This window comes from Marinobacterium zhoushanense (genome assembly GCF_014641945.1).
Classification (GTDB): Bacteria; Pseudomonadota; Gammaproteobacteria; order Pseudomonadales; family Balneatricaceae; genus Marinobacterium_D; species Marinobacterium_D zhoushanense.
This window is the reverse complement of sequence record NZ_BMIJ01000005.1, coordinates 294,618-319,025: the sequence shown is the minus strand read 5'-3', so window position 1 is coordinate 319,025 and position 24,408 is coordinate 294,618. Positions and strand designations below refer to the sequence as shown.

Below are 24,408 nucleotides of genomic sequence, written 5' to 3'. Positions count from 1 at the left end.
TTACGCCCCTGTACCAAAATCCACACTGGCGCGCTGTTTCGGGAAGTATTTGCTGACCAGACTCTCCTTCATCAGCAGCTCGCGCGGCTCAAAGCATTCGGCCAACGTCTGCCAGCACAGGTCCAGCGCCTGCTCCAGCGGCATGGAGACGCGGATATCCATAAAGCGGTCATGAAACAGCTGACCGAACCTGAGCAGCCGCTCATCATATTCGGTCAGGTCGAAGGACATCGCCTGCTTCTGCTCGGCATCGCGGGCCGCAGCATAGAAGCGCACCATGGTGTTCATGATCTGGCTGTGGTCCTCGCGGGTCACCTTGCCGATCACGTGCTGTTTCAGCCGCGACAGCGAGCCGAAGGGATCGATGACGCCCTCGTGCAGGTAGAACTGCCCCTCGGTGATATAGCCGGTGTTGTCCGGCACCGGATGGGTAACATCGTCGCCCGGCATGGTGGTCACCGACAGGATGGTCACCGAGCCAGCGCCCTTGTAGTCGCACGCCTTCTCGTAGCGCCGCGCCAGCTGGGAGTAAAGATCGCCGATGTAACCGCGGTTCGACGGCACATGCTCCATGGAGATCCCCACCTCCTTCAGCGCATCGGCATAGGCGGTCATGTCGGTCAGCAGCACCAGTACCCGCTTGCCCTCCTCCACGGCGAAGCGCTCGGCCACGGCCAGCGCCATATCCGGTACCAGCAGCCCTTCAACCACCGGATCGGAGCCCTGGTGCACGAACATCACTGTGCGTGCCAGTACCCCGGCCTCCTCGAACGCCTGACGAAAGAAGTGGTAGTCGTCGAAGATCAGCCCCATGCCACCGAATACCACGATATCGGCATCGGCGTGGGCGCCGATCTGCGCCAGCAGCCGGTTGTAGGGTTCACCGGCGACGGAGAAGATCGGGATCTTCTGGCTCTCCACCAGGCAGTTGAAGATGTCGATCATCGGCACGTCGGTGCGGATCATGCGCGATGCCAGAACACGACGCACCGGATTGACGGTGGGCCCGTCGATCTCGATCTTCGCCTCTTCGCTGAGCGACGGACCACCGTCGATGGGGCGACCGGCACCGGAGAAACTGCGGCCAAGAATGTTTGGCGAAAAGGTCACCTGCATCGGGTGACCGAGAAAGCGCACGCCAGCCCGGGTCGACAGCCCCTTGGTGCCGGAGAATAGCTGCAACGACACCTCATCGCGGTCGATCCGGATCACCTGGGCCATGTACGGCGGCTGATCCGGGTCCAGGGTGTTTTCGATCAACGCCAGATCGCCGTAGCCGATCTCCGATACCTCATCGCCCTCGGGCGTCGGCACATGCACCTTGACGATATCGCCGATGATTTCGAGGATTCTTGAGTAACGCACCAGCAACTGGGTCACTGTCCACTCCCTGTCATGGATTGACTTGCGTAGGTTTGCTCAAAGCTTGTCGGGGTCGATCAGACGCCAGAGATCGTACGCCACCTCTTCATACGGATGCGCCTTACGCAGTGCCATCAGCGTGGACTGTATCCTGTCGTCCTCGCAGACCAGCTCCACCTTCCACTCCTCAACCCGCTCTACCTCACCAACCTGTCCAAGGTGAGGATTGGCACCGTCAAGCGGACGGAACTGCCCCGTGCCGAGGGTCTGCCAGCAGCAGCGGTCGTAGTCGCCGATCCGCCCGGCGCCGGCATCGAAGATCGCCTGTTTGACCACTTCGAGGTGGGAATCAGGCACGAAAAAGCAGAGTTTGAACATACCGCATCGCCTTATGCTTAGGGTTCTGCGTTGGTTGATCGAATAACCTTACATATAACGCTGCAACGACGGATGTTGCAACAGCACAACCGTCGATCCTTCGACTTCAGCCCCGACGTTATCGCATATCGGCGCGACAAAAGGATGAAATCACCCGGCGCCTTGGGGTTATACTCAAGCCCCACGTTCGGAGTTCAACGGGACAAGATGAACAAGCTGGATACCGCACTGCTCAATATCCTGATCAAGGATGCCCGCACCTCATTTGCCGATATCGCCCGCCAACTCAATGTCTCGCGTGCCTACGCCCGCGCCCGTGTGCAGGCGCTGGTCGAAGAGGGGATAATCGAGCAGTTCACTGCGGTGGTGAACCCCGAGAAAGTGGGCAAGACGATATCCACCTTCATCGACCTCAAGGTCAACCCGCAGTCGATCGAGCAGGTGGCCGAGGAACTCGCCGCGCTGCCAGAGGTGGTCAGCCTCTACATCATGACCGACCTGCGCAGCCTGCATATCCATACCCTGACCGACAGCTACGACACCTTCGACGCCTTTGCCAAAGCGCATATCTTCGGTCGCCCGGAGGTGATCTCGGTGGAGTGCAATGCACTGCTAAAACGGGTTAAGCATCGCCGTGGCGGAGCCCGCCTCTAACCCGACCCGGCAATGACTATTAATTCCGCACAGGTTTGGTGCGCAGAGACGCTGCTGGTGCGTTGAAAACATCCGGCACCCATAACGCAGTTGCGAAACCATTTGTGTTCACCGCAAACTGAATAGTGATTCATCCGTTTACAATTGCCACCGCTTACCGCCCAATACTCCCATATGTTTTTCTCCCACCCTTGAACACTGCCTTATTTTGAACCGGAATCTTTTTCATAAGCGGCCATAAACAGTTCAAATTATCCTTTAACTTTCATAAAGTTAAATACAATTTAAGCATCTGGCACGACATCTGCTCTAAGCGGACACAGAGGCGCTTACATTTGTAAACATCAGGTTTGCAAACCACGTACGCGCCACACCTTGTGACCATTCAGGAGCATCCGACATGAGCATGAAACGCCGTAACTTCATCACCGCAGCTCTGGCTTCAACCGCGGTAGGCGCGACCCTTGGCGCGCCGGCTATCGCCCGTGCAGCCGATAAGGAGAGCTTCAATTTCAAGATGACCAACGCCTACCCGCCCGGCGCTCCGTTCTACGTTCAGGGTCCCGGTAGCCCGATGGATTTCTGCGATAAGGTCAAGGCGATGTCCGGTGGCCGCGTCAACATCCAGCACTTCGCAGCTGGCGAGCTGATTCCTGCAATGGAGGGTTTTAACGCTGTTGCCGCCGGTACCGTCGAGATGAATGCTGCCAACGCCTACTTCTGGGCCGGCAAGATCCCGGCAGCCCAATATTTCACAACGGTTCCATTTGGCATGAGCACCCAGGGCATGAACGCTTGGCTTTACCATGGCGGCGGCCTGGAGCTGTGGCACGAGATCTACGCCGACTACGGCTTGATCGCCTTCCCGATGGGCAATACCGGTGTGCAGATGACCGGCTGGTTCCGCAACCCGCTGGAAAGCGTCGATGACCTTAAGGGGCTGAAGATGCGCATTCCGGGACTGGCGGGTAAAGTCTACAAAGAGCTGGGCGTTAATCCGGTGCTGCTGCCCGGTGGCGAGATTTTCCCCGCTCTGGAGCGTGGCGTGATCGACGCTGCCGAGTTCGTCGGCCCGTTCCAGGATCGCCGTCTGGGCCTGCATAAAGCCGCCAAATACTACTACACCACCGGCTGGGGAGAACCGACCAACGTCACCGAACTGCTGATCAACAAGAAGGTGTGGGACGGTTTGCCGAAGGATCTGCAGTTGATCATCATGACGGCGGCCCAGGCATGCGTTACCGAGAGCTTTGTCTGGTGTGAAGCGGTCAACGCCGACGCGATGACAGACCTGGTGGAGAACGAGGGCGTTATAGCGCAGTCGCTGCCCGACTCCATCGTCAAACGTCTGAAAGAGGTGACCGCCGACACACTGGAGACCATGGCCGCCGCCGACCCGACCACCGCCAAGGTGCACAAGTCGTTCATGGACTTCCGCAAGAAGCACGACTCCTGGGCTGCGCTCAGCGAAAAACCTTTCCTGAATCTGCTGTAATGGCCATCGAATGAAATCAGCGATTAACTGCATTGAATGGTTGGTCGAACAGATGGGCGGGCTGGCACGTTTGATTGTGCTGGCCCTGGTCCTGCTGGTGGCCACCGATGTCATTCTTCGCTACCTGTTCTCAATAGGACCTGTGGCACTGCAGGAGTTGGAATGGCACCTTATCTCACCGATCGCACTGATCGGGCTCTCCTATACCATGAAGCACCGCGCCGATGTACGCGTTGACTTCTTGTATGAACGTTTCAACTGGCGTCTGCGAGCCTTTATCGACCTGATCGCGGCCTTGCTGACGCTGTCGGTGGCGGTTGTGATCACCTACCTGTCGATCGCCTATGTACAGCAATCCTACATGCTGAACGAAGGCTCTCCCGACCCCGGCGGACTGCCGATGCGTTACCTGCTCAAAGCCTTTATCCCTCTTGGCTTTGGACTGCTGGCACTGCAGGGACTGGCCGAGACAATACGCTCTCTGCTGGTACTGTGCGGCAAACTTCCCCCCGAATCTCCCGCTGTTGTTGAGGAGGCCGCATGAGTGGCAATGAGTGGCTGATCATCAGCATGATCGGAGGCTTCCTCGGCCTGATGATGATCGGCATCCCGGTGGCGATCGCGCTGGCAGTCTCCGGCTTCGTGGCCGGATATATCGGTTTCGGCCCGATGCTGTTCAACCTGATGCCCGCCAGGCTGTTCGGCGTGGTTACCAACTACACGCTGATGGCGGTACCGCTGTTCGTATTTATGGGCGTGATGCTGGAGAAATCCAAAGTTGCCGAAAACATGCTGGAGACCATCGGTAAAGCGATGGGCGGTGTCAGCGGCGGCATGGGGCTGGCGATCATCCTGGTTGGTGTATTAATGGGCGCCTCCACCGGTATCGTCGGTGCTACGGTTGTTACAGTGGGACTGTTGACCCTGCCATCCCTGCTGCGTCGCGGCTATGCGCCCAGTATCGCCTGCGGCACGATCTGCGCGTCAGGCACCCTGGGGCAGATCATTCCGCCCAGCCTGGTACTTATCCTGCTCTCCGATATCGTCGGCGAATCGGTCGGCACCCTGTTCGCTGCAGCGTTTATTCCCGGATTGGTGCTGGCCGTTATCTATGTGGTCTACCTGCTGATACTCGGCAAGCTGAAGCCCGAATGGATGCCTGCAATCCCGGCTGAAGAGCGAGCGCAGACCAGTGGCCGCCAGTTGGCCAGGGATCTGTTAAAAGATGTGCTTCCGCCCCTGTTGCTGGTGGTCGCGGTACTCGGCTCCATCGTTGGCGGTATAGCGGCGCCAACGGAGGCTGCCTCAATGGGTGCACTGGGCGCCCTGTTCATCGCATTAGCCTTCCGCCGACTGAACTGGAAGCTGGTCCAGGAGTCGTTGCACGGCACTCTGACCATCTCCGCCATGGTGTTCTTTATCCTGCTCTGTGCCCAGCCATTCTCGTTATCTTTCCGCGGCCTGGGTGGCGATCAGATGGTCCATCATCTATTCGATATGCTGCCCGGTGGTGAAATGGGCGCCCTGCTGTTCCTGATGGCGCTGCTGTTTGTGCTCGGTTTTTTCCTCGAGTGGATCGAGATCTCCTACATCGCTTTACCCATGTTCCTGCCCGTATTCATCAATTACGGCACCGACATGGTCTGGCTTTCGATACTGGTGGCGATGAACCTGCAGATGTCCTTCCTGACGCCGCCGTTTGGCTGGGCGCTGTTTTTCCTCAAGGGCGTCGCACCACCTGGGGTATCCACGCGAGATATCTATGTGGGCGCTGTACCTTTCGTCTTGCTTCAGTTCCTGGCTGTGGTGGTACTGTTCCAGTTCCCCTCACTGGTCACCTGGCTGCCTGAAGTGATCGGCTGGTAACTACAGATATTCAACTACAGATAATTAACGACAGATAACAAGGTATATGGGATGGAACTTATCACTGATTACTCGACCGGCTGGCTGATCGGTCTGGCCCTGGCCCTGGTCGCCACCGGCGTCATCGCAGGATTGTTGGCAGGTCTGCTTGGTGTCGGCGGCGGTATCGTCATAGTACCGGTGCTCTATCACCTATTTACCCTGCTCGGTATCGACGAATCGGTACGGATGCATGTGGCGGTGGGTACCTCGCTGGCCACGATCATCCCCACCTCAATCATCTCGTCGCGGGCACACTTTAAGAAGGGCAGCCTGAATCCCGAGCTGCTGAAGAAGCTGGTGCCGGGAGTGATCATTGGCGTGATCATCGGCGCCGTCGCCAGCGGTTACTTCAGCGGTAAGATATTGTCGGCCGTGTTCGCGACGATTGCCCTGCTGGTGGCACTGAACATGGCATTCAAAAAGGATGGCTTCAGCCTCGCCGACAGCCTGCCCGGTGCAGCAGGCACCGGCCTGATCGGCAGCGTGATCGGTTTCATCTCCACGCTGATGGGGATAGGTGGCGGCACGCTCAGCGTGCCGATTCTCAGTGCGTTCAAGACCCCAATACACACCGCCGTAGGCACTGGCGCTGCTCTCGGCCTGGTGATCAGCCTGCCGGGGGCGATCGGCTTTGTGATCAACGGCATCGGCGTCGATGCCCGCCCCCCACTGTCACTTGGCTACGTCAACCTGATCGGCCTGTTCCTGATCATCCCGGCGACCATGAAGATGGCCCCGGTCGGCGCCCGCATCGCCCACGCGATCAATGCCAAACTTCTGCGCCAGCTGTTCGCCCTATTCCTGGCGATCACATCCCTGCGCATGTTCTATGGTCTATTCAGCGGCTAAGGAGAATAACAATGCTGAAAACGGTTTATGGCACTCAGGGCATGATGGTGGCGCCACACCATCTGGCGGCTCAAGCCGGCCGCGAGATCTTGCGTGAGGGTGGAAACGCGGTGGAGGCGATGGTGGCTGCCGCCGCGACTATCGCCGTGGTTTACCCTCATATGAACTCTATCGGCGGAGATGGCTTCTGGCTGATCCATGAGCCGGGCAAGGCGCCGGTGGCGATCGATGCCTGCGGTCGTGCCGCCACAAATGCGACACGTGACTTTTACGCCGGACTGGAAGCGATTCCGAGCCGCGGCCCCACTGCTGCACTGACCAGCGCCGGTACCATCGGCGGCTGGGCCGAAGCACTGCAGGTTGCCGCCGTCTGGGGACAAACCCTGCCGCTGAGCCGACTGCTGGAAAGCGCCACCGGCCACGCCCGCAACGGAATTGTGGTGACCGAAAGCCAGTCTGCGTTGACCTCGGCCAAGCTGGCTCAGCTGAACGATCAGCCGGGGTTCGCCGAGATTTTCATGCCAGGCGGCGCTGTGCCGGCGCCCGGTTCGTTGCTCAGGCAGACGACACTGGCCAATACACTGGAGCAGCTGAGCCGTGCCGGACTGGATGATTTCTATCGTGGCGAGCTGGGCCGCGCAATGGGCGATGAACTGATGCGTCTGGGCAGCCCGCTCACCGCCGCCGACCTGGCCAGTTACAGTGCCAGCCGCGTCAAACCGCTGGAGGTTGAGGTTCGCGGCGCAAAGATCTTTAACCTGCCGCCCCCAACTCAAGGGCTGGCCTCTCTGATGATCCTCGGCATCTTCGATCAGCTCGGTGTAATAGAGTCTGAGGAATTCGACCATCTCCACGGCCTGATCGAGTCGACCAAACGTGCCTTCCGGGTACGTGACCGCTACGTCACCGATCCCGACCGCCTGCCCGCTGATCCGCAATCATTCCTGACGCCAACGCGACTGAAAAAGCTGGCATCGGAGATCGATCCGGCGACCGCCCTGCCCTGGCCGGATCCAGCCAGCCCTGGCGATACCATCTGGATGGGCTGCATCGACAGAGAAGGGCGCGCAGTCAGCTTTATCCAGAGCATCTACTGGGAGTTCGGCTCAGGGGTCGTACTCCGGGAAACCGGCATCAACTGGCAGAACCGTGGTATCAGCTTCTCCCTGGATCCCAACGCTCTACAGGCGCTGGAGCCGGGGCGCAAGCCGTTCCATACCCTGAACCCGGCTCTTGCACAGTTCGACGATGGCCGTGTCATGAGCTACGGCACCATGGGCGGCGAGGGTCAGCCGCAGACCCAGGCCGCGGTGTTCAGCCGTTACGCGATGCTCGGCCAGCCGCTACAGCAAGCGGTCACCGCTCCGCGCTGGTTGCTTGGCCGCACCTGGGGTGATACCAGTACCACGCTGAAACTGGAAAACCGCTTTGATCCGAAGTTGGTGCAGCAGCTGCGAGATGCGGGCCACAAAGTGGAGCTGCTGGACGAGGCGTTCAGCGACACCATGGGCCATGCCGGTGCCTTGGTACTGCGCCGGAACGGAGTGATCGAAGGGGCAGCCGACCCACGCAGTGACGGCTGCGTAGCCGCGTTGTAGGCGCTAACACAACAGCGTCAGCAATGTGCCACCTGCACCGCCCGCCGCGACGATCAGTCCGACCGGCAGGCGGCGCCAACCCATCAGCGCCAGTATCGGCAGCAGCGCCAGATCTGCGGGCCCCTGCACGGCACTGAGGATCACCGGATCCCAGAGCGCGGCCAGCAACAGGCCAACCACGGCGGCATTGATACCGGACAGCGTCGTGCGCATATGCGGATGCTGACCCAACCGGTGCCAGAACGGCAGCACGCCCACCAACAGCAGAAATGCAGGCAGAAAAATCGCCAGAGTAGCCAGCAGCCCAAAACCCAGCGCCGCCGGCCAGCCCAGAGTCGGATCGGCAAAGGCGGCGCCAAGGAAAGACGCCAGAGTGAACAGCGGCCCCGGCACCGCCTGGGCCAGGCCGTAGCCGGCCAGGAATCGACTCTCCTCCACCAGCCCACTGGCCACGACTTCGTTCTGCAGCAACGGTAACACCACATGACCGCCACCGAACACCAGCGCGCCGGAGCGAAACAGCCCGTCCATGAGATGCAACCAGCCCTGCGGGTACAGCTGCGACAGCAGCGGTAGCAGGAACAGCCCACCGACGAACGCCAGCAGCCAGCAGCGCGCATGGCGGGGACTGAGCCACCGAACCACGGCCCCCTCCGCCTCATACTGCGCCGCCGTACCCGTTGGCAGAATCCACAATCGCCCCGCCAACGCGCCAAGCAGGATCACCAGCAACTGGCTCCACACCCCACCGATGATCAACGTCGTCGCTGTACTGCACAGCATGATGAGGATCAGGCGCGGACCGGTGACCAGTGCCCGGCGCATGCCGACTACCGCCTGGGCGACCACAACCACTGCCACCAGTTTAAGCCCCGCCACCAGGCCCATCAGCCACACAGACTGATACTGCGCCAGACCGATCGCGGCCAGGATCAGCAGTAAGGCAGAGGGCAGGGTAAAGCCCAGCCAGGCCGCGAGCAGTCCCGGGTAGCCGGCGCGCGCCAGGCCGATCGCCATGCCCACCTGGCTGCTGGCCGGCCCCGGCAAGAGCTGACATAGGGCGACCAGATCCGCGTACTGACTATCGGTCAGCCAGCGACGACGGAGCACGAAGGCGTCACGGAAATAACCCAGGTGGGCCACGGGCCCGCCAAAGGAACTCAACCCCAGACGCAGGAAAATAAGAAATACCGTCACAACGCGCCTGGGCACGGCAGGCTCATCCATGCTGAGGGTACCGAGTGTGAAAAGGGCGCAAAGTCTAGCAACCTATCGATGACACACAGATGACAGGGGAAAAGCCAAACACTGGACTAAGCTTAACGCGAACGGCAACACACTTAACCCAGAGCAATCTCGACATTTCACACTTACCATGGGAGGGCGCGGCATGGGCAGGCGATACAACTCCATTCTCGAAACGGTGGGCCATACCCCCACCGTCCGAATCAACAAATTAGGGCCCTCCGGCGTCAACCTCTTCGTCAAGCTTGAGGCATTCAACCCGATGGGCTCGGTCAAGGATCGTCTTGCCCTGGGCGTGATCGAGGATGCCGAGAAAAAGGGGCTGCTGAAGCCTGGGCAGACGGTTATCGAAGCCACCAGCGGCAACACCGGCATCGGGCTGGCGATGGTCTGTGCCCAGAAGGGCTATCCTCTGGTGGTCACCATGGCGGAGAACTTCAGCGTCGAACGCCGTCGCATGATGCGTTTCCTCGGTGCCAAGGTGGTGCTGACCCCGGCCGCCGAAAAGGGCAGCGGCATGTTGGCCAAAGCGGTGGAGCTGGCGCAGGCCCATGGCTGGTTCCTTTGCCGCCAGTTCGAGAATGAAGCCAATGCGGAGTTTCACTCCCGCACCACGGCGCCGGAGATCCTCGACGACTTTTCCGATATCCAGCTGGATTATTGGGTTACCGGGTTCGGCACCGGCGGTACGCTGAAAGGGGTGGCCCGGGTATTGAAAGAGCGCAGCCCGCAAACCAAGGTCGTGGTCTGTGAACCGGACAACTCGCCCCTTCTCGGCAGTCACCTGCCCCAAGCGCGAGCCGACAACGGCATGCCTGCATCAAGCCACCCCAGTTTCCGGCCCCACTTGATGCAGGGTTGGACTCCAGACTTCATCTCCAAGTTGACCGAGGACGCGGTCAACGCCGGCCTGATCGACGAGATCCTGCCGATCAAGGGCAGCGATGCGTTGCAGGCGTCGTTGAACCTGGCGCGGCAGGAGGGGATCTTCTGCGGAATCACCTCGGGCGCGACCCTGGCCGGAGGCCTGCAGCTGGCCCAGAGCTGTGCACCGGGCAGCAACATACTCTGCATGCTGCCGGATACCGGCGAGCGCTACCTGAGTACCCCGCTATTCGCCGAGATCGAAACGGAGATGACCGAAGCGGAGATCGAGATCTCCCGCTCCACCCCCGGCTATCGCTTCGACAAGCCCTCATCACCACCACCTGCGCCCACAGCCTCGCCGGTCAAAGCAACCCCGGAAGCCGAGCAGTTTCTGCACGACGTACTCACCGACCACTCGCAGCCGGTGGTGCTGTTCGCGCTGGAGTGGTGCGAGTTCTGCTGGTCACTTCGCAAGTTGTTTGGCCGCTGCAAGATCCCCTTTCGTTCTGTCGATCTGGACAGTGCCCAGTACCAGCAGAACAACCTGGGCGGCACCATCCGTGCCGCGCTGAACGCGCACACCGGCTACGTCACCATCCCCCAGGTGTTTGTGGGCGGGGAGTTTGTCGGCGGTTGCGGTGAGGTGTTCGACGAGTTTAAAAGCGGACGCTTTCAGGAACGACTGAAAAAGGCCAGCGTGAGCTACGATGACAGCGTATCGGTGGACCCCTATTCGCTGCTGCCAACCTGGCTGCATCCCCGTAACTAGAGTGAAGCGGCAGGCCGCCGTGCCTGTCGCCCCGCCCGCTTTACCGTTATAGTCTTGCGCCGAACCCAAGCGGAGCCGCGCAGCTCGACAACGTCAAGATCGCCGCCCCAGCCCGCTCGCAGCAACTACTCTCAGTCACTACAGGAGATCGCGATGACCAGTATTCAGATCGGCTTTATCGGTATGGGACTGATGGGGGTTCCGATGAGCAAACGCCTGTTGCAGGCCGGTTTCCCGCTGCAGGTGTGGAACCGTTCAACGGATAAAGCCGCGCCACTGCAAGCCTTCGGCGCCCAGATTGCTGCAAGCCTGGAGCAACTTATCCACAGCAGCGACCTGCTGATGATCTGTGTCACCGATACTGCGGCGGTCGAGCAGATCGTATTTGGGCCTGGCGGCGTCGCCGAGCACGGCCGCTCCGGACAGATCCTGGTCGATTTCTCCAGTATCGACCCCGCCACGACACGGGATATGGCCGCGCGACTGAAGGCCGACAAGGGTATCGACTGGATCGACGCGCCGGTCTCGGGCGGTGTCGCCGGTGCCGAGCAGGGCAGCCTGGCGATCATGGCCGGCGGCGATGCGGCGGTGCTGGAGCAGGTGTTGCCGGTATTGGCACCGCTGTCGCAGCGCGTTACCCATATGGGCCCGGTGGGCGCCGGCCAGGTTACCAAGATCTGCAACCAGATGCTGGTCTCCTGCAACGTGCTGGTGATGGCCGAGGTGATGGCACTGGCGGAAAGAGCCGGTGTCGATGCCGCGCAGATACCCACCGCGCTCAAGGGCGGTTTTGCCGACTCCATCCCGCTGCAGCTAACCGGGCCGCGGATGGCAAACCGGGAGTTCGACGAGATCAAATGGCACGTCAGAACCCTGCTCAAGGATCTGGACATGGCCAATACGCTGGCCAAGGCGATGGGCAGTGCCGTACCCATGGCCGGGTTGGGCGCCGAACTGATGCGCCAACACGGCAGCAAGGGTTATCTCGAGCAAGACCCCTGCACCCTGGTCAATCTCTATCGTAACGAGGTGTGACGCACAAGCTGTTGTCCTTTGCTGTCGGTTATAAAAACCCTGTATATTGGATGGACTCTTTAGCCCCTTCACGATACGGCGGCTTTGCGGCCGATAACCGAGATGCAGACAAACGGCAGTATTCACACAGCAGTACGTATCTACCGCGGGGCACTGGAACTACTGTTTGCGTTGCTACCCAGCATCGCAATCCTCTATCTGCACCTTTTCGCCGCCGAAGCCCCGCCGTTCAAAAGCTTCCTGATCCACGAAGCGGCGATCCTGCTCTCGATAGTGATCAGCACGTTCGTCGCCTATATTACCTGGCGCTGCTACCTGGTTTCCGGCGAACCCTTCCTGCGCTGGCTGACCCTCGGCTTTCTGGGCTTTTCGCTGGTCTACCTGCCGCACGGCCTGCTGACCCGCCTCGCGGACCACAATATGGCGCTGTTTCTGCTCTACGGCCCGGCTGCACGCCTGGTCCTGATGGCCTGCCTGCTGATCGCCCTTGTACTGCGAGGACATAGCAACGACTCCGAGGCGCAAAGGGCCAGGTCCGGTTTCTGGATAAAAGGGATCCTGCTGTTTCTGCTGATCGATCTGCTGGTTGCCGCGCTCGCGCTCTCCCCCTACAGCACGATGAGCTGGCCAAGAATCCTGCTGGAGTCGGCGGCCCTGACATTGATGCTGACCGCCATTCTTAGCCTGCTGATACGACGCTCAAACTCTCCACTGCTGCGGATCTACCTGATTGCGGTCACTACCTTTGCCCAGTCCTCACTCGCCTTCCTGATTCTAGCCAAGGCCTGGGATCATCAATGGTGGCTGGCCCATACCATCTTTGCGGCCGGCTTTTTCCTGCTCAGCTACGGGGTCGTGCATGCCTATCTTGCCAGCGGTTCGTTTATTTCGGTGTACAGCCTGGAGGAGATCTTCACTCAGCTAAGGCAGGAGAAAGCCCGTGCCGAGGATGCGTTGAGCCGGCTCAAGCAGGCCAACCTGGACCTGAGGGTCATCGCCACCACCGACGCCCTGACCGGGCTCAGCAACAGGCGCCATTTTAGCGAGCAGGCGGAGCGGCTTATCGAGCGCGCGCTATTTGAGCACGCGCCGCTGGCGTTACTGATGCTGGACCTGGACCATTTCAAACGGATCAACGACACCTTCGGTCACCCGGCCGGGGATCGGGTACTGCGCCGGTTTGCCGAGATCCTGCAGCGGGAGGTGCGCCCCGGCGATCTCTGTGGTCGCTTTGGTGGTGAGGAGTTTCTGGTACTGCTGCCCGATGCCAACGCTGCAGAATCCCTGTCGGTAGCCGAACGTCTGCGCCAGTCCGTTGCCAGCGAAATTATGGATTTGGGCGAGCAGGAGACAAGGATTACCGTCAGTATCGGTATCGCCCACCTGGGTTCCAGCGCGGACAATCTGCACAGCTTGCTGCGACGGGCGGACCGGCGCCTCTACGCGGCCAAGGAGGCCGGCCGCAACCGTGTGCATAACCGCGACAGCCTACTTGACCACGACAGCCTTGAGACTGAATAAAAGCTGAGAATTAAAACGCCCGCACGAAGCGGGCTAAGGGAACAACACACAACGGTGTCATGAACCGGCAAATAGCCAGCCGGTTCGGATAAAGTCTTTACCGACTGCGCGCTTAGCGCAGATTCAGCACATCCTGCATATCGTACAGGCCGGTGCTGCGCGAACCCAGCCAGAGCGATGCACGTACCGCGCCCTTGGCAAAGGTCATGCGGCTTGAGGCCTTGTGGGTGATTTCGATCCGTTCGCCCTCGGTGGCGAACAGCACGGTATGATCACCAACCACATCGCCGGCACGGATGGTTTCGAAACCGATTTCGCGCGGCTTGCGCGGCCCGACCTGGCCTTCCCGACCGTATACGGCGCACTCCTTGAGATCGCGACCCAGCGCATTGGCGACCACCTCGCCCATGCGCAGCGCGGTGCCTGAGGGCGAGTCCACCTTGTGGCGGTGATGCGCCTCGATCACCTCGATGTCGTAGCCGCTATCCTCGCCCAGCGCCTTGGCGGCGATCTCCAGCAGCTTGAAGCAGAGGTTCACGCCCACGCTCATATTGGGCGCAAACACGATGGCGATACGCTCAGCAGCACTGGCCAGCTTTTGTTTCTGACTGTCATCGAGCCCGGTAGTTCCGATCACGACCTGCTTGCCGTTGGCGGCGCAGAACTCGACATTGGCCATGGTGACTTCCGGTGCAGTGAAATCGATCAGCAGATCGAAATCATCCTTGACCGCCTCCAGCGAGCCGGCAACCTGAACACCCAGCTTGCCAACCCCGGCCAGCTCACCGGCGTCGGCACCGATCAGACTGCTGCCCGGCTCCACGATGGCGGCGGCGAGCTGCGCGCCTTCGGTCATGCCGATCGCTTCGATTAGCGTCTTGCCCATGCGACCGGCCGCGCCCGTCACTGCAATTCTTGTCATGCGTTTATCCTGTTTGGTGATCGCTTGTGCAGGTTCGATCAAGCCTGCTTTCTGCTGCATCGACTCGCGGCCTGCTTGTCCGCCGCGAGCTCCTCATCTGTACTGTGAATGGTCTGATCCATATCCAGCGCCGGGGTTTCACAGCCGGCACAACCGACCACCCGTGCCGGTACACCGACCACGGTGGTGTGAGGCGGAACCGGTTCCAGCACCACACTACCGGCACCGACGCGAGCACATTCGCCCACCTCGATATTGCCGAGTATCTTGGAGCCGGCACCGATCATGACCCCCTGGCGAATCTTCGGATGGCGATCGCCGCTCTCCTTACCGGTACCGCCCAGGGTCACCGACTGCAGGATGGAGACGTCGTTCTCGATCACGCAGGTTTCGCCGACCACGATACCAGTGGCGTGGTCGAACATGACCCCGAAACCGATACGTGCCGCTGGGTGGATATCGACCTGAAAGATGGTACTGACACGGCTCTGGATATAGAGCGCCAGCGGACGCCGCCCCTGCTGCCACATCCAGTTCGCCACGCGATACGCCTGCAACGCCTGAAACCCCTTCAGGTAGAGCAGTACGGTGGAGTAACGGTCTACCGCCGGGTCACGGGTGCAGACCGCCTGGATATCGGCACAGGCGGCTTCGATCAGCTCGCGCTCGGCGCCGTACGCCTGCTCGATGATCTCGCGCAGGGCCACCGCCGACACCACCTCGTCCGCCAGCTTGCTGGCCAGCAGAAACGACAGCGCGCCGCGCAGGTCGCTATGCCCGATGATCGTGGCATGGAAGAAGCTCGCCAACAGCGGCTCATGCCCCACCAGGCTCTGGGCTTCATCGCGGATCTTCAGCCAGAGGTCATCGACCGACAATGCCATCTCGTACATGCTAATACCCTCTCTGCGAAGACTGGCCATGGGATCAGGTCATATCCTCGAAGAACTTTTTCACGGAATCGAAAAAGCCGTGCTTCTTCGGACTGTGCTTGTGGTTACCCGCGTCCATCGCATCCTGGAACTCTTGCAGCAGCTCTTTCTGGCGACTGTTCAGGTTGACCGGTGTCTCCACCGTCACCTTGACCATCAGGTCACCCACTCCACCACCGCGAACCGGGGTAATCCCCTTGCCGCGCAGGCGGAACAGCTTACCGGTCTGAGTTTCGGCCGGTATTTTCAGTTTAACCCGCCCATCGAGAGTCGGCACATCCAGTTCACCACCGAGCGCCGCATCGATAAAGCTGATCGGCACCTCGCAGTACAGGTGCTTGCCGTCACGTTCGAAGATCGGATGGCGCAATACATTGACCTGCACATACAGATCCCCCGCCGGACCGCCGTGGCTGCCCGCTTCGCCCTCACCGCTGAGGCGGATACGGTCGCCGGTATCGACACCGGCCGGGATCTTGACCTGCAGGGTCTTGGTCTCTTCGACCCGACCATGGCCATGGCACTTGTTGCAGGGATCGGAGATCACCTTGCCTTCGCCACGACAGGTGGGGCAGGTCTGCTGCACGGAGAAGAAGCCCTGCTGCATCCGCACCTGGCCGACACCACCACAGGTGCCGCAGGTCCGGGCACTGGTGCCGGGCTTGGCGCCGGAGCCGTCACACACGCTACAGGCCACCAGCGTCGGTACCTTCAGCGTCTTCTCGCAACCGCGCACCGCCTCTTCCAGGCTCAGGTCCAGGTTGTAGCGCAGGTCGGCACCGCGCTGCACGCTGGAGCGGCGACGGCCACCGCCGCCGCCACCGAAGATATCGCCGAACACATCGCCAAAGATGTCGGAGAAGTTGCCCTCGAAGCCGCCACCGCCAAAGCCGCCCTGGCCGCTGACGCCTTCGTGGCCGAACTGATCGTAGGCCGCGCGTTTCTGGGAGTCAGAGAGTACCTCGTAGGCCTCGCTGATCTCCTTGAACTTGTCTTCCGCTTCCTTGTTGTCCGGGTTGCGGTCAGGGTGGTACTTCATCGCCAGGCGGCGATAGGCTTTCTTGATATCCCGGTCGGACGCATCACGAGGCACGTCCAGTAGTTCGTAGTAGTCCTGTTTCGACATGATCCGAATCTGGTCTGGTCAGATGACTCCGCGGGAGCCGGACACGACAACGCGGGTCAGGGAGCCCCCGAACCCGCGTTGCCACTCATTTTACAGTTCTTAGAGGTAGCGAACGCTTACTTCTTGTCGTCCTTGACCTCTTCGAACTCGGCGTCGACCACGTCATCCGCCGTGTCCTTGGCAGTGGCATCAGCACCCTCCGCTGCGCCCTCCTGCTCGGCCGCTTCGGCGTACATCTTCTGCGCCAGCGTAGAGAGTGCTTCGGTCAGGGTCTCGGTCTTGGTTTCGATATCGCCCTTGTCGGAGCCTTTCAGCGCCTCCTCCAGAGCGGAGATCGCCGCTTCGATCTTCTCCTTCTCCTCGGCAGTCGCCTTGTCGCCGGCATCCTTCAGGGTCTTGTGCGCGGTGTGTACCATCGCATCGCCCTGGTTGCGTGCAACCGTCAGCTCCTCGAACTTCTTGTCCTCTTCGGCATGCGCTTCGGCATCCTGCACCATCTGATCGATCTCGTCGTCGGACAGACCGGAAGAGGCCTTGATCACGATCGACTGGTGCTTGCCGGTCGCCTTGTCCTTGGCGGACACGTTGAGGATACCGTTGGCGTCGATATCGAAGGTCACCTCGATCTGCGGCACACCGCGCGGCGCCGGCGGAATATCGGCCAGGTCGAAACGGCCCAGCGACTTGTTCTGGCTCGCCTGCTTACGCTCACCCTGTACCACGTGGATGGTGACCGCGGTCTGATTGTCGTCAGCGGTCGAGAACACCTGCGACTTCTTGGTCGGGATGGTGGTGTTCTTCTCGATCAGCGATGTTGCCACGCCACCCATGGTCTCGATACCCAGGGTCAGCGGGGTCACGTCGAGCAGCAGTACGTCTTTCACGTCGCCGGACAGTACGGCACCCTGAATCGCAGCGCCGATCGCCACCGCCTCATCCGGGTTTACGTCCTTACGCGGCTCCTTGCCGAAGAACTCGGAAACCGCTTTCTGCACCATCGGCATGCGGGTCTGACCGCCGACCAGGATCACCTCGTCGATTTCGGAGCCGGACAGACCGGCATCTTTCAGCGCAATGCGGCAGGGTTCCAGCGAGCGCTGCACCAGCTCTTCGACCAGCGATTCCAGCTTGGCACGGCTGACCTTGACGTTCAGGTGCTTGGGACCGGTAGCATCAGCGGTGATGTAGGGCAGGTTGACGTCGGTGGACTGGGCAGAGGACAGCTCAACCTTGGCCTTCTCGGCCGCATCCTTCAGACGCTGCAGTGCCAGCGGGTCGCTGTGCAGGTCGATACCGCTCTCTTTCTTGAACTCGTCGGCCAGGTAGTTGATCAGTTTCAGGTCGAAGTCCTCACCACCGAGGAAGGTGTCACCGTTGGTGGCCAGTACTTCGAACTGGTGCTCACCGTCCACATCGGCGATCTCGATGATGGAGATATCGAAGGTACCACCACCCAGGTCGTATACGGCGATGGTCTTGTCACCCTTGGACTTGTCCATACCGTATGCCAGTGCAGCGGCGGTCGGCTCGTTGATAATACGCTTGACGTCGAGACCGGCGATCTTGCCCGCGTCTTTGGTCGCCTGACGCTGAGAGTCGTTGAAGTAGGCCGGCACGGTGATAACCGCTTCGGTTACCGGCTCGCCCAGGTAGTCCTCGGCGGTCTTCTTCATCTTTTTCAGCACTTCGGCAGAGATCTGCGGTGCCGCCATCTTCTTGTCCTTGACCTGGACCCAGGCATCACCGTTATCCGCCTCGATGATCTTGTACGGCACCATCTTGATATCTTTCTGGACCACGTCGTCCTTGAAGCGACGGCCGATCAGGCGCTTGATCGCGAACAGGGTGTTGTCCGGGTTGGTGACCGCCTGGCGCTTGGCCGGCTGGCCGACCAGCGTCTCGCCATCGTTGGTGTAGGCGATGATGGACGGGGTGGTGCGATCGCCCTCTGCGTTCTCGATTACCTTGGTCTTGTCGCCTTCAAGGATGGCCACGCAGGAGTTGGTGGTTCCCAGGTCGATACCGATGATCTTGCCCATGTTTTGCTCCAATGTTCTTTATCGTTTCTCCGTCATTGCGGAGAACACACACGGTCTTAACTGTTGATTCTCTATATGGGTCTGGCTTGATGCTTTTCAAGCCACCCCGTTACGCTTTTACCCTTTTGCCACCATCACCATGGCCGGACGAACCAGCCGACCGTTGAGCAGATAACCTTTCTGCATCACGGCCACGACGGTGTTGGGCTCGGCATCCGGCACCTCGACCATCGACATCGCCTGATGGTGCTCCGGGTTGAATGCCTGCCCCTGCGGATCTACCGTTTCCACATTGAACTTGCCCATGCCGTCCAACAGCAGCTTGAGGGTCATCTCCACACCCTCTTTCAGTGCCTTGGTGGCCTCGTCCTCGGCCTGGCACGACTCGATGGCACGCTCCAGCGAATCCACCACCGGCAGCAGCTCGCCGGTAAACTTCTCCAACGCAAACTTGCGTGCTTTCTCCACATCCTGTTCGGCACGGCGACGCATGTTCTGGATCTCGGCCTGTGCCCGCGGCTGCAGTTCGGCCAGCTGTTTCTGCAGGTCATCGATCTCCGCTTCGGCCAGCGCCAGCTGCTCCTTCAGCGCTTCAACGTCGACGGCACCATCGGCCGCGACCTCAACGTCTTCAGCACTGGGCTCAACCACTGTCTGATCAACGTTCTGCTGTTCCGCTGCCGGAGTTTCAGTCTGCTTCTGCTGTTCGTCTGCCATCGGGGGTTCTCCACAAGGTTTGCAACTTCTACTGGCACCCTATATGGGGTTGGTCGATGGCGATTCAAGGGTGTTTCGTGCGGGAATTTTCATTCGGGGGATTGCAGGCCGGCGGTAAATGGCTTATACAGCAAACTACTGTATGGATAACCAGGGCAGAGCACCCATGCTGACGCTACTGAGCATTCGCAATTACGCCATTGTTGATCAACTGGACCTCGAGCTGAAGGACGGCATGACCGTGGTCAGCGGCGAGACCGGCGCCGGTAAATCGATCATGCTGGACGCACTGGGCCTGGCCCTGGGCGACCGGGCACAGAGCGATTCGGTCCGCGAAGGGGAAGATAAAGCCGAGATCAGCGCCTGCTTCGACGTCAGCACGCTGGCCGAAGCGCGCGCCTGGCTGGCCGAACAGGAGCTGGAGGCGGACGGCGAGTGCCAGCTGCGCCGGGTACTCAGTGCCGACGGTCGCTCGCGCAGTTTCATCAACGGCCGCCCCACCCCGCTGACCCAAATCAGAGAGCTGGGCCAGCTGCTGGTCGATATTCATGGCCAGCATGAGCACCAGCGCCTGCTGAAGAAGGATCACCACCGCACCCTGCTCGATGAGTACGCCGGGCAGGAAGAGATCGCCGAGCAGGTGCGGCGGGCTTACCACCGCTGGCGCCGGCTGGATACGGAACTGACCCAGCTCACCGAGCAGAACGAGGAGCACAGCGCCCGGGTGCAACTGCTCAGCTACCAGATCGAAGAGCTGGATCAGCTCAACCTGCAACCGGGCGAGCTGGCTGAGCTGGAGGAGGAGCAGCGGGTACTGGCCAACGCCGGCGAGATTCTCGGTACCGGCCACCAGCTGCTGAGCCTGACCTCGGATAGCGATGGTGAAGGCGAGAACTGCCTGAGCCTGCTCAGCCACTGCCAGCACCTGCTCGACAGCCTCGGCTCCCAGGCACCGGCACTGCAGCAAGCGGCCGAAATGTTGGCCAGCGCCCATATCCAGATCGAGGAGTCCAGTCGCGAGATCCGCAGCTACCTGGATGGCGTCGAGATCAACCCCGAGCGGCAGCAGGAGGTCGAGGAGCGTCTGAGCAGCATCTACGACATCGCCCGCAAACACCGCATCAACGCCGAGGAGCTGCCCTCCTTCCACGCCGCCTTGCAGACGGAGCTGAACGGCCTGCACCGCAGCGACGATGAACTGGAGCAGCTGGAGAAGGATGTTCGCATCGCCCATGAGGAGTATCTAGCTGTCGCCGGTCAACTGAGCCTGGCCCGCCAGCAGGCGGCGGACAAGCTGAGCAAGGCGGTGGACAGCCAGCTGCACAGCCTGGGCATGCTGGCGGCACACTTCGCCGTCTGCCTGACCCCTTACGACTCCAGCCGCTACAACGCCAACGGCCTGGAGGAGGTGGAGTTCCTGATCAGCGCCAACAAGGGCCAGCCAGCCCGCGCGCTGGCCAAGGTCGCCTCAGGTGGCGAGCTGTCGCGGATCAGCCTGGCGATCCAGGTGGTCACGGCACAGACCTCGAGCACACCGACACTGATCTTTGACGAGGTGGATGTGGGTATCGGCGGTGCGATCGCCGAGGTGGTCGGCCGCCTGTTGCGCCAGTTGGGCGAACGGGCACAGATCCTCTGTGTCACCCACCAGCCGCAGGTTGCTTCCCAGGGCCATCAGCACCTGTTCGTCAGCAAGGACTCGAAAGGCGAGCTGACACGCACCCGCATCGATCACCTGTCGCAGGAGAAACGGGTGCATGAGGTGGCACGTATGCTCGGCGGCATCGACATTACCGACACCTCACTCGAGCACGCCCGCGAGATGTTGAAATCGGCTTAGAGCCCAATGGCACAGGCAATAAAAAACCGATCCGCTGGGATCGGTTTTTTATGTGGGTGCGCGGGTTGCTTACTGATCTTCGCAACCATCGCGACAGACCCCGTACAGATACAGCGTACGGTCGGTCACGGTAAAGCCAAGCTCGTCGGCGATCTCGTCCAGACGGATGGTCAGGTCCGGATCAACAAACTCGCGCACCTTGCCGCACTTCACGCAGACCACATGATCGTGATGCTCATCGCGCGCCAGCTCGAATACCGAGTGGCCACCTTCGAAGTGGTGACGGGAAACAAGACCGGCAGCTTCAAACTGTGTCAGCACGCGGTAAACCGTGGCCAAGCCCACGTCTTCACCGGTTTCCATTAGCATCTTGTAGATGTCTTCAGCTGAAAAATGCTCACCTTCGCCAGCACGTTCCAGGATCTGGTAGATCTTTACACGCGGCAGGGTGATCTTGAGTCCCGCCTTACGCAGCTCCTGATTTTCGAGGGCCATATTCTTGTCTCTAATCGCTATACGGTTAACAAATGGCAATGTTAGACTTCATTATCTTTTTTTAGCGGCGAAAACGGAAGTCATTTACAGATGCGAAAGGTTTTTATTAGTGTAGCACTGGCCGTCTTGGTCAGCGCCTGCTCGGATTTCCCCGGGGTCTATAAAATCGATATTCCGCAAGGCAATGTCGTCACCCAGGAGATGATCGATCAGTTGCGCCCGGGCATGACCGAAAGCCAGGTCCGCTACATCATGGGAACCCCGCTGATCACCGACACCTTCAGCCCCGATCGCTGGGACTATCTGTACAGCTTCAAGCCCGGTGGCGAGCCGCGGGTGCAGGAGCGCGTTTCGCTCTACTTCGAGGATGGCAAACTGGTCCGCCTCACCGGCGATTTCCGTCCCGGCAGCTGATCTCCAGCCCGACAGATCACAACTCATGTAGCGCGGGCCAAGCCTACTCGGCCTGCGCATCCTGACCCTTCTGTGCTTTCAACTTGGCCGCACGCTTGGCCCGTGCTTCTTTCGGGTCGGCGATCAACGGTCGGTAGATCTCTACCCGGTCACCGGCTTTGAGCACCTCTTTCTTCGGATCCCTGATCGCCTTGCCGAACACTCCCATCGGGTCGTTGTCCGGATCGATCTGAGAGAAAACCTCTGCGATGCGGGATTTGATCACCGCCTCATAGGCGGTACAGCCCTGCTCCACCTGCACTGCGACAATCTTCTGCTCGTGCGGTAGTGCGTATGCCACTTCAACCGTAATCATGCGGACCTCAGCCGTAAATCTTGTCTGCGCGGGTAACGAAGGCATCCACCAGCGTCGTCGCCACCGAATTGAACACCTTGCTCATCGCCACGCCGGTCAGTTTACCGGAAAACTCGAAATGCATATTCAGCTCGACCTTGCTCGCCTCTTCGCTGAGCGGCGTGAAGGTCCAGATCCCGGTCAGCGACTGGAACGGCCCCTTGACCAGACCGATCTCCATGCGTTCGGGCCGTGTCAGCTTGTTACGGGTGGTGAAGCTGTACTTCAACCCACCCTTGGCCAGATGCAGGGTCGCCTCCAGCGTATCGCCCTCTTCGCGCACCACCTCGGTGGACGCGCACCAGGGCAGGAACTCCGGATATCGACGCACGTCATTGACCAGATCGAACATCTCTTCGGCGGTGTGCAACACCAGTGCGCTGCGATTCACCTGAGCCATAACTGCTCCTATCTCATGCTATCCAGCAAGCTTTTGATACAGGTTGAGCGCAAATATCACCGCCACCGCCGCCGGCGACACGTAGCGGATCACCAAACGCCAAGCATGATAGATCAGCGTCGAGCGCAGGGACAGCTCATCCTCGGTCATCTCCCGGGTCAGGTACCAGCCGGCGAAGAGGGCGATAAGCAGCCCGCCCAGTGGCAACATGACATTCGCGGTAATGAAATCGAGGAAGTCGAATGCAGTCAGGCCGAACAGCTTCAGATCGGCGGTGATGTTGAATGAGCTCAGCGCCAGCACGCCCAGTGCCCAGACCACCACACCCAGCAGCAGCGATGCCCTCAGCCGGCTCATGCCCAACGTCTCCACCAGCCAGGCGGCGCCGGGTTCCATCAGCGAGATCGCCGAGGTCCAGGCGGCGAAACCCACCATCAGGAAGAACAGGAAGCCAAACACCTGACCGCCCGCCATCTGGCTGAAGGCCACCGGCAGGGTAATGAACATCAGGCCGGGGCCGGCGCCGGGGTCAAGCTGGTTGGCAAATACGATCGGGAAGATCGCCAAGCCGGCCACCAGCGCCACCAGCGTATCCAGTGCCGCAATAGTCAACACCGTGCCGCCGATCGAGTCGCCCTTACCCATGTAGGAGCCGTAGGCCATGATCGAGCCCATCCCCAGCGACAGGGTGAAGAAGGCATGGCCAAGCGCAATCAGCACGGCGTCCCAGGACAGTTCCGACGGGTCGAAATGGAACAGGAAATCCCAGCCAGCGCCGAAGTGGCCGCTGTTCATCGAATAGGCCAGGAGTATGAACAGCAGCACGAACAGCATCGGCATCAGTACGCGGGTCGCCCGTTCCAGTCCCTTGTTGACGCCACCGGCGATCACCATCATCACGATAACGACGAACAGCGTATGCCAGATCAGCAGCGTTTCAGGGTCGGCCAGCAGACCGTTGAATATCTGCCCCGCCTGCTCACTGCCCAGGTCAACGAACTGGCCCACCCCCATACCGGCGATGTAGTAGAGCACCCAGCCGGCGACCACGGAATAGAAAGAGAAGATAAAGAAGCCCGCCAGCGCGCCCATCCAGCCGACACCGGCCCAGCGGCCATGATGCCCCGCCTCATAGGCGGTTTCGCGCATGGAGTTGATCGGACTCTGGCGACCGCGCCGCCCGATCAGCACCTCCGACATCATGATCGGGATACCGACCAGCAGGATGCAGACCAGGTAAACCAGCACGAAGGCGCCGCCCCCGTTTTCACCCGCGATATAGGGAAACTTCCAGATATTGCCCAATCCTACAGCGGAGCCGGTCGCCGCCAGAATGAAGATCCAACGGTTGGCCCAGGCGCCATGAATAGAGTGCGTTCTTGGCATATTTTTCTCTTTGGTTTCGCGTTAGGCGCGCAATTGTTCATGTTTCAGACAGCCGCCGCAAC

The 24,408-nt window shown here is 60.4% G+C and carries 23 protein-coding genes; 11 read left to right on the top strand and 12 right to left on the bottom strand.

Going from position 1 to position 24,408, the window contains the following annotated elements:
• Complete coding sequence (locus tag IEX40_RS13760) at nucleotides 1-1,380, bottom strand: V-type ATP synthase subunit B (RefSeq protein ID WP_188749226.1); 1,380 nt, start codon at nucleotides 1,378-1,380, stop codon at nucleotides 1-3.
• Nucleotides 1,381-1,419: 39 nt separating this feature from the next.
• On the bottom strand, nucleotides 1,420-1,740 hold the full coding sequence (locus IEX40_RS13755) for a YqfO family protein (protein WP_188749225.1): 321 nt from the start codon (nucleotides 1,738-1,740) through the stop codon (nucleotides 1,420-1,422).
• 207 nt (nucleotides 1,741-1,947) lie between these two features.
• Here IEX40_RS13755 and IEX40_RS13750 point away from each other — a divergent pair, with 207 nt between their 5' ends.
• The 6 genes from IEX40_RS13750 to IEX40_RS13725 all read left to right on the top strand — a co-directional run bounded on the left by IEX40_RS13750 (nucleotide 1,948) and on the right by IEX40_RS13725 (nucleotide 8,244).
• Nucleotides 1,948-2,394, top strand: coding sequence for an Lrp/AsnC family transcriptional regulator (locus IEX40_RS13750; RefSeq protein WP_188749223.1), 447 nt, complete (start codon nucleotides 1,948-1,950; stop codon nucleotides 2,392-2,394).
• 400 nt (nucleotides 2,395-2,794) lie between these two features.
• Nucleotides 2,795-3,889: a TRAP transporter substrate-binding protein gene (locus IEX40_RS13745; protein ID WP_188749221.1), complete on the top strand. Its 1,095-nt coding sequence runs from the start codon at nucleotides 2,795-2,797 to the stop codon at nucleotides 3,887-3,889.
• A gap of 10 nt (nucleotides 3,890-3,899) precedes the next feature.
• Nucleotides 3,900-4,433, top strand: a complete 534-nt coding sequence (locus IEX40_RS13740; protein WP_188749219.1) for a TRAP transporter small permease subunit — start codon at nucleotides 3,900-3,902, stop codon at nucleotides 4,431-4,433.
• A complete protein-coding gene (locus IEX40_RS13735; RefSeq protein ID WP_188749217.1) occupies nucleotides 4,430-5,755 on the top strand; it encodes a TRAP transporter large permease in 1,326 nt (441 codons plus the stop codon). Before IEX40_RS13740 ends, IEX40_RS13735 begins: the two co-directional genes overlap by 4 nt.
• A 51-nt stretch (nucleotides 5,756-5,806) precedes the next feature.
• Nucleotides 5,807-6,646 (top strand): sulfite exporter TauE/SafE family protein, encoded by an 840-nt coding sequence (locus tag IEX40_RS13730; protein ID WP_188749215.1) that lies wholly within the window; start codon nucleotides 5,807-5,809, stop codon nucleotides 6,644-6,646.
• A gap of 11 nt (nucleotides 6,647-6,657) precedes the next feature.
• On the top strand, nucleotides 6,658-8,244 hold the full coding sequence (locus IEX40_RS13725) for a gamma-glutamyltransferase family protein (RefSeq protein ID WP_188749214.1): 1,587 nt from the start codon (nucleotides 6,658-6,660) through the stop codon (nucleotides 8,242-8,244).
• Between the two features lie 3 nt (nucleotides 8,245-8,247).
• On the opposite strand, the gene chrA is transcribed toward IEX40_RS13725, so the two are convergent.
• Nucleotides 8,248-9,441 (bottom strand): chromate efflux transporter, encoded by a 1,194-nt coding sequence (chrA, locus tag IEX40_RS13720; protein ID WP_444543218.1) that lies wholly within the window; start codon nucleotides 9,439-9,441, stop codon nucleotides 8,248-8,250.
• A gap of 193 nt (nucleotides 9,442-9,634) precedes the next feature.
• On the opposite strand from chrA, the gene IEX40_RS13715 reads away from it, so the two are divergent.
• From IEX40_RS13715 to IEX40_RS13705, 3 genes are all read left to right on the top strand, one after another.
• Nucleotides 9,635-11,125, top strand: coding sequence for a pyridoxal-phosphate dependent enzyme (locus IEX40_RS13715; RefSeq protein WP_188749210.1), 1,491 nt, complete (start codon nucleotides 9,635-9,637; stop codon nucleotides 11,123-11,125).
• 54 nt (nucleotides 11,126-11,179) lie between these two features.
• A complete protein-coding gene (locus IEX40_RS13710) occupies nucleotides 11,180-12,160 on the top strand; it encodes an NAD(P)-dependent oxidoreductase (RefSeq protein WP_268235791.1) in 981 nt (326 codons plus the stop codon).
• Nucleotides 12,161-12,262: 102 nt separating this feature from the next.
• Nucleotides 12,263-13,681, top strand: a complete 1,419-nt coding sequence (locus IEX40_RS13705; RefSeq protein ID WP_188749206.1) for a GGDEF domain-containing protein — start codon at nucleotides 12,263-12,265, stop codon at nucleotides 13,679-13,681.
• A 112-nt stretch (nucleotides 13,682-13,793) separates the two neighbouring features.
• Here the strand turns inward: IEX40_RS13705 and dapB are convergent, their stop codons facing one another.
• The 5 genes from dapB to grpE all read right to left on the bottom strand — a co-directional run bounded on the left by dapB (nucleotide 13,794) and on the right by grpE (nucleotide 19,417).
• Nucleotides 13,794-14,603 carry a 4-hydroxy-tetrahydrodipicolinate reductase gene (gene dapB / locus IEX40_RS13700; protein WP_188749204.1) on the bottom strand — a complete coding sequence of 270 codons (810 nt, stop codon included), beginning with the start codon at nucleotides 14,601-14,603 and terminating at the stop codon, nucleotides 13,794-13,796.
• A 38-nt stretch (nucleotides 14,604-14,641) separates the two neighbouring features.
• Complete coding sequence (gene cysE, locus IEX40_RS13695) at nucleotides 14,642-15,496, bottom strand: serine O-acetyltransferase (RefSeq protein ID WP_268235790.1); 855 nt, start codon at nucleotides 15,494-15,496, stop codon at nucleotides 14,642-14,644.
• A gap of 34 nt (nucleotides 15,497-15,530) precedes the next feature.
• Nucleotides 15,531-16,661, bottom strand: coding sequence for a molecular chaperone DnaJ (gene dnaJ, locus IEX40_RS13690; protein ID WP_188749202.1), 1,131 nt, complete (start codon nucleotides 16,659-16,661; stop codon nucleotides 15,531-15,533).
• A 116-nt stretch (nucleotides 16,662-16,777) separates the two neighbouring features.
• On the bottom strand, nucleotides 16,778-18,700 hold the full coding sequence (gene dnaK / locus IEX40_RS13685; protein WP_188749200.1) for a molecular chaperone DnaK: 1,923 nt from the start codon (nucleotides 18,698-18,700) through the stop codon (nucleotides 16,778-16,780).
• Nucleotides 18,701-18,817: 117 nt separating this feature from the next.
• Complete coding sequence (grpE, locus tag IEX40_RS13680) at nucleotides 18,818-19,417, bottom strand: nucleotide exchange factor GrpE (RefSeq protein ID WP_188749198.1); 600 nt, start codon at nucleotides 19,415-19,417, stop codon at nucleotides 18,818-18,820.
• 166 nt (nucleotides 19,418-19,583) lie between these two features.
• Between grpE and recN the strand changes: the two genes are divergently transcribed.
• Nucleotides 19,584-21,257 carry a DNA repair protein RecN gene (gene recN, locus IEX40_RS13675; RefSeq protein WP_188749196.1) on the top strand — a complete coding sequence of 558 codons (1,674 nt, stop codon included), beginning with the start codon at nucleotides 19,584-19,586 and terminating at the stop codon, nucleotides 21,255-21,257.
• A 69-nt stretch (nucleotides 21,258-21,326) separates the two neighbouring features.
• Here the strand turns inward: recN and fur are convergent, their stop codons facing one another.
• A complete protein-coding gene (fur, locus tag IEX40_RS13670; RefSeq protein ID WP_188749194.1) occupies nucleotides 21,327-21,752 on the bottom strand; it encodes a ferric iron uptake transcriptional regulator in 426 nt (141 codons plus the stop codon).
• Between the two features lie 90 nt (nucleotides 21,753-21,842).
• On the opposite strand from fur, the gene IEX40_RS13665 reads away from it, so the two are divergent.
• Nucleotides 21,843-22,166 carry an outer membrane protein assembly factor BamE gene (locus IEX40_RS13665; RefSeq protein ID WP_188749193.1) on the top strand — a complete coding sequence of 108 codons (324 nt, stop codon included), beginning with the start codon at nucleotides 21,843-21,845 and terminating at the stop codon, nucleotides 22,164-22,166.
• 43 nt (nucleotides 22,167-22,209) lie between these two features.
• Here IEX40_RS13665 and IEX40_RS13660 read toward each other — a convergent pair whose 3' ends face one another.
• The 3 genes from IEX40_RS13660 to IEX40_RS13650 are packed head-to-tail and all read right to left on the bottom strand — an operon-like array spanning nucleotide 22,210 to nucleotide 24,346.
• Complete coding sequence (locus IEX40_RS13660; protein ID WP_188749191.1) at nucleotides 22,210-22,521, bottom strand: RnfH family protein; 312 nt, start codon at nucleotides 22,519-22,521, stop codon at nucleotides 22,210-22,212.
• A gap of 7 nt (nucleotides 22,522-22,528) precedes the next feature.
• Nucleotides 22,529-22,960, bottom strand: coding sequence for a type II toxin-antitoxin system RatA family toxin (locus tag IEX40_RS13655; RefSeq protein ID WP_188749189.1), 432 nt, complete (start codon nucleotides 22,958-22,960; stop codon nucleotides 22,529-22,531).
• Between the two features lie 18 nt (nucleotides 22,961-22,978).
• The gene (locus IEX40_RS13650) at nucleotides 22,979-24,346 is read right to left on the bottom strand and encodes a sodium-dependent transporter (protein ID WP_188749187.1); all 1,368 of its coding nucleotides are present in this window, start codon (nucleotides 24,344-24,346) and stop codon (nucleotides 22,979-22,981) included.
• Between the last annotated feature and the right edge of the window lie 62 nt (nucleotides 24,347-24,408).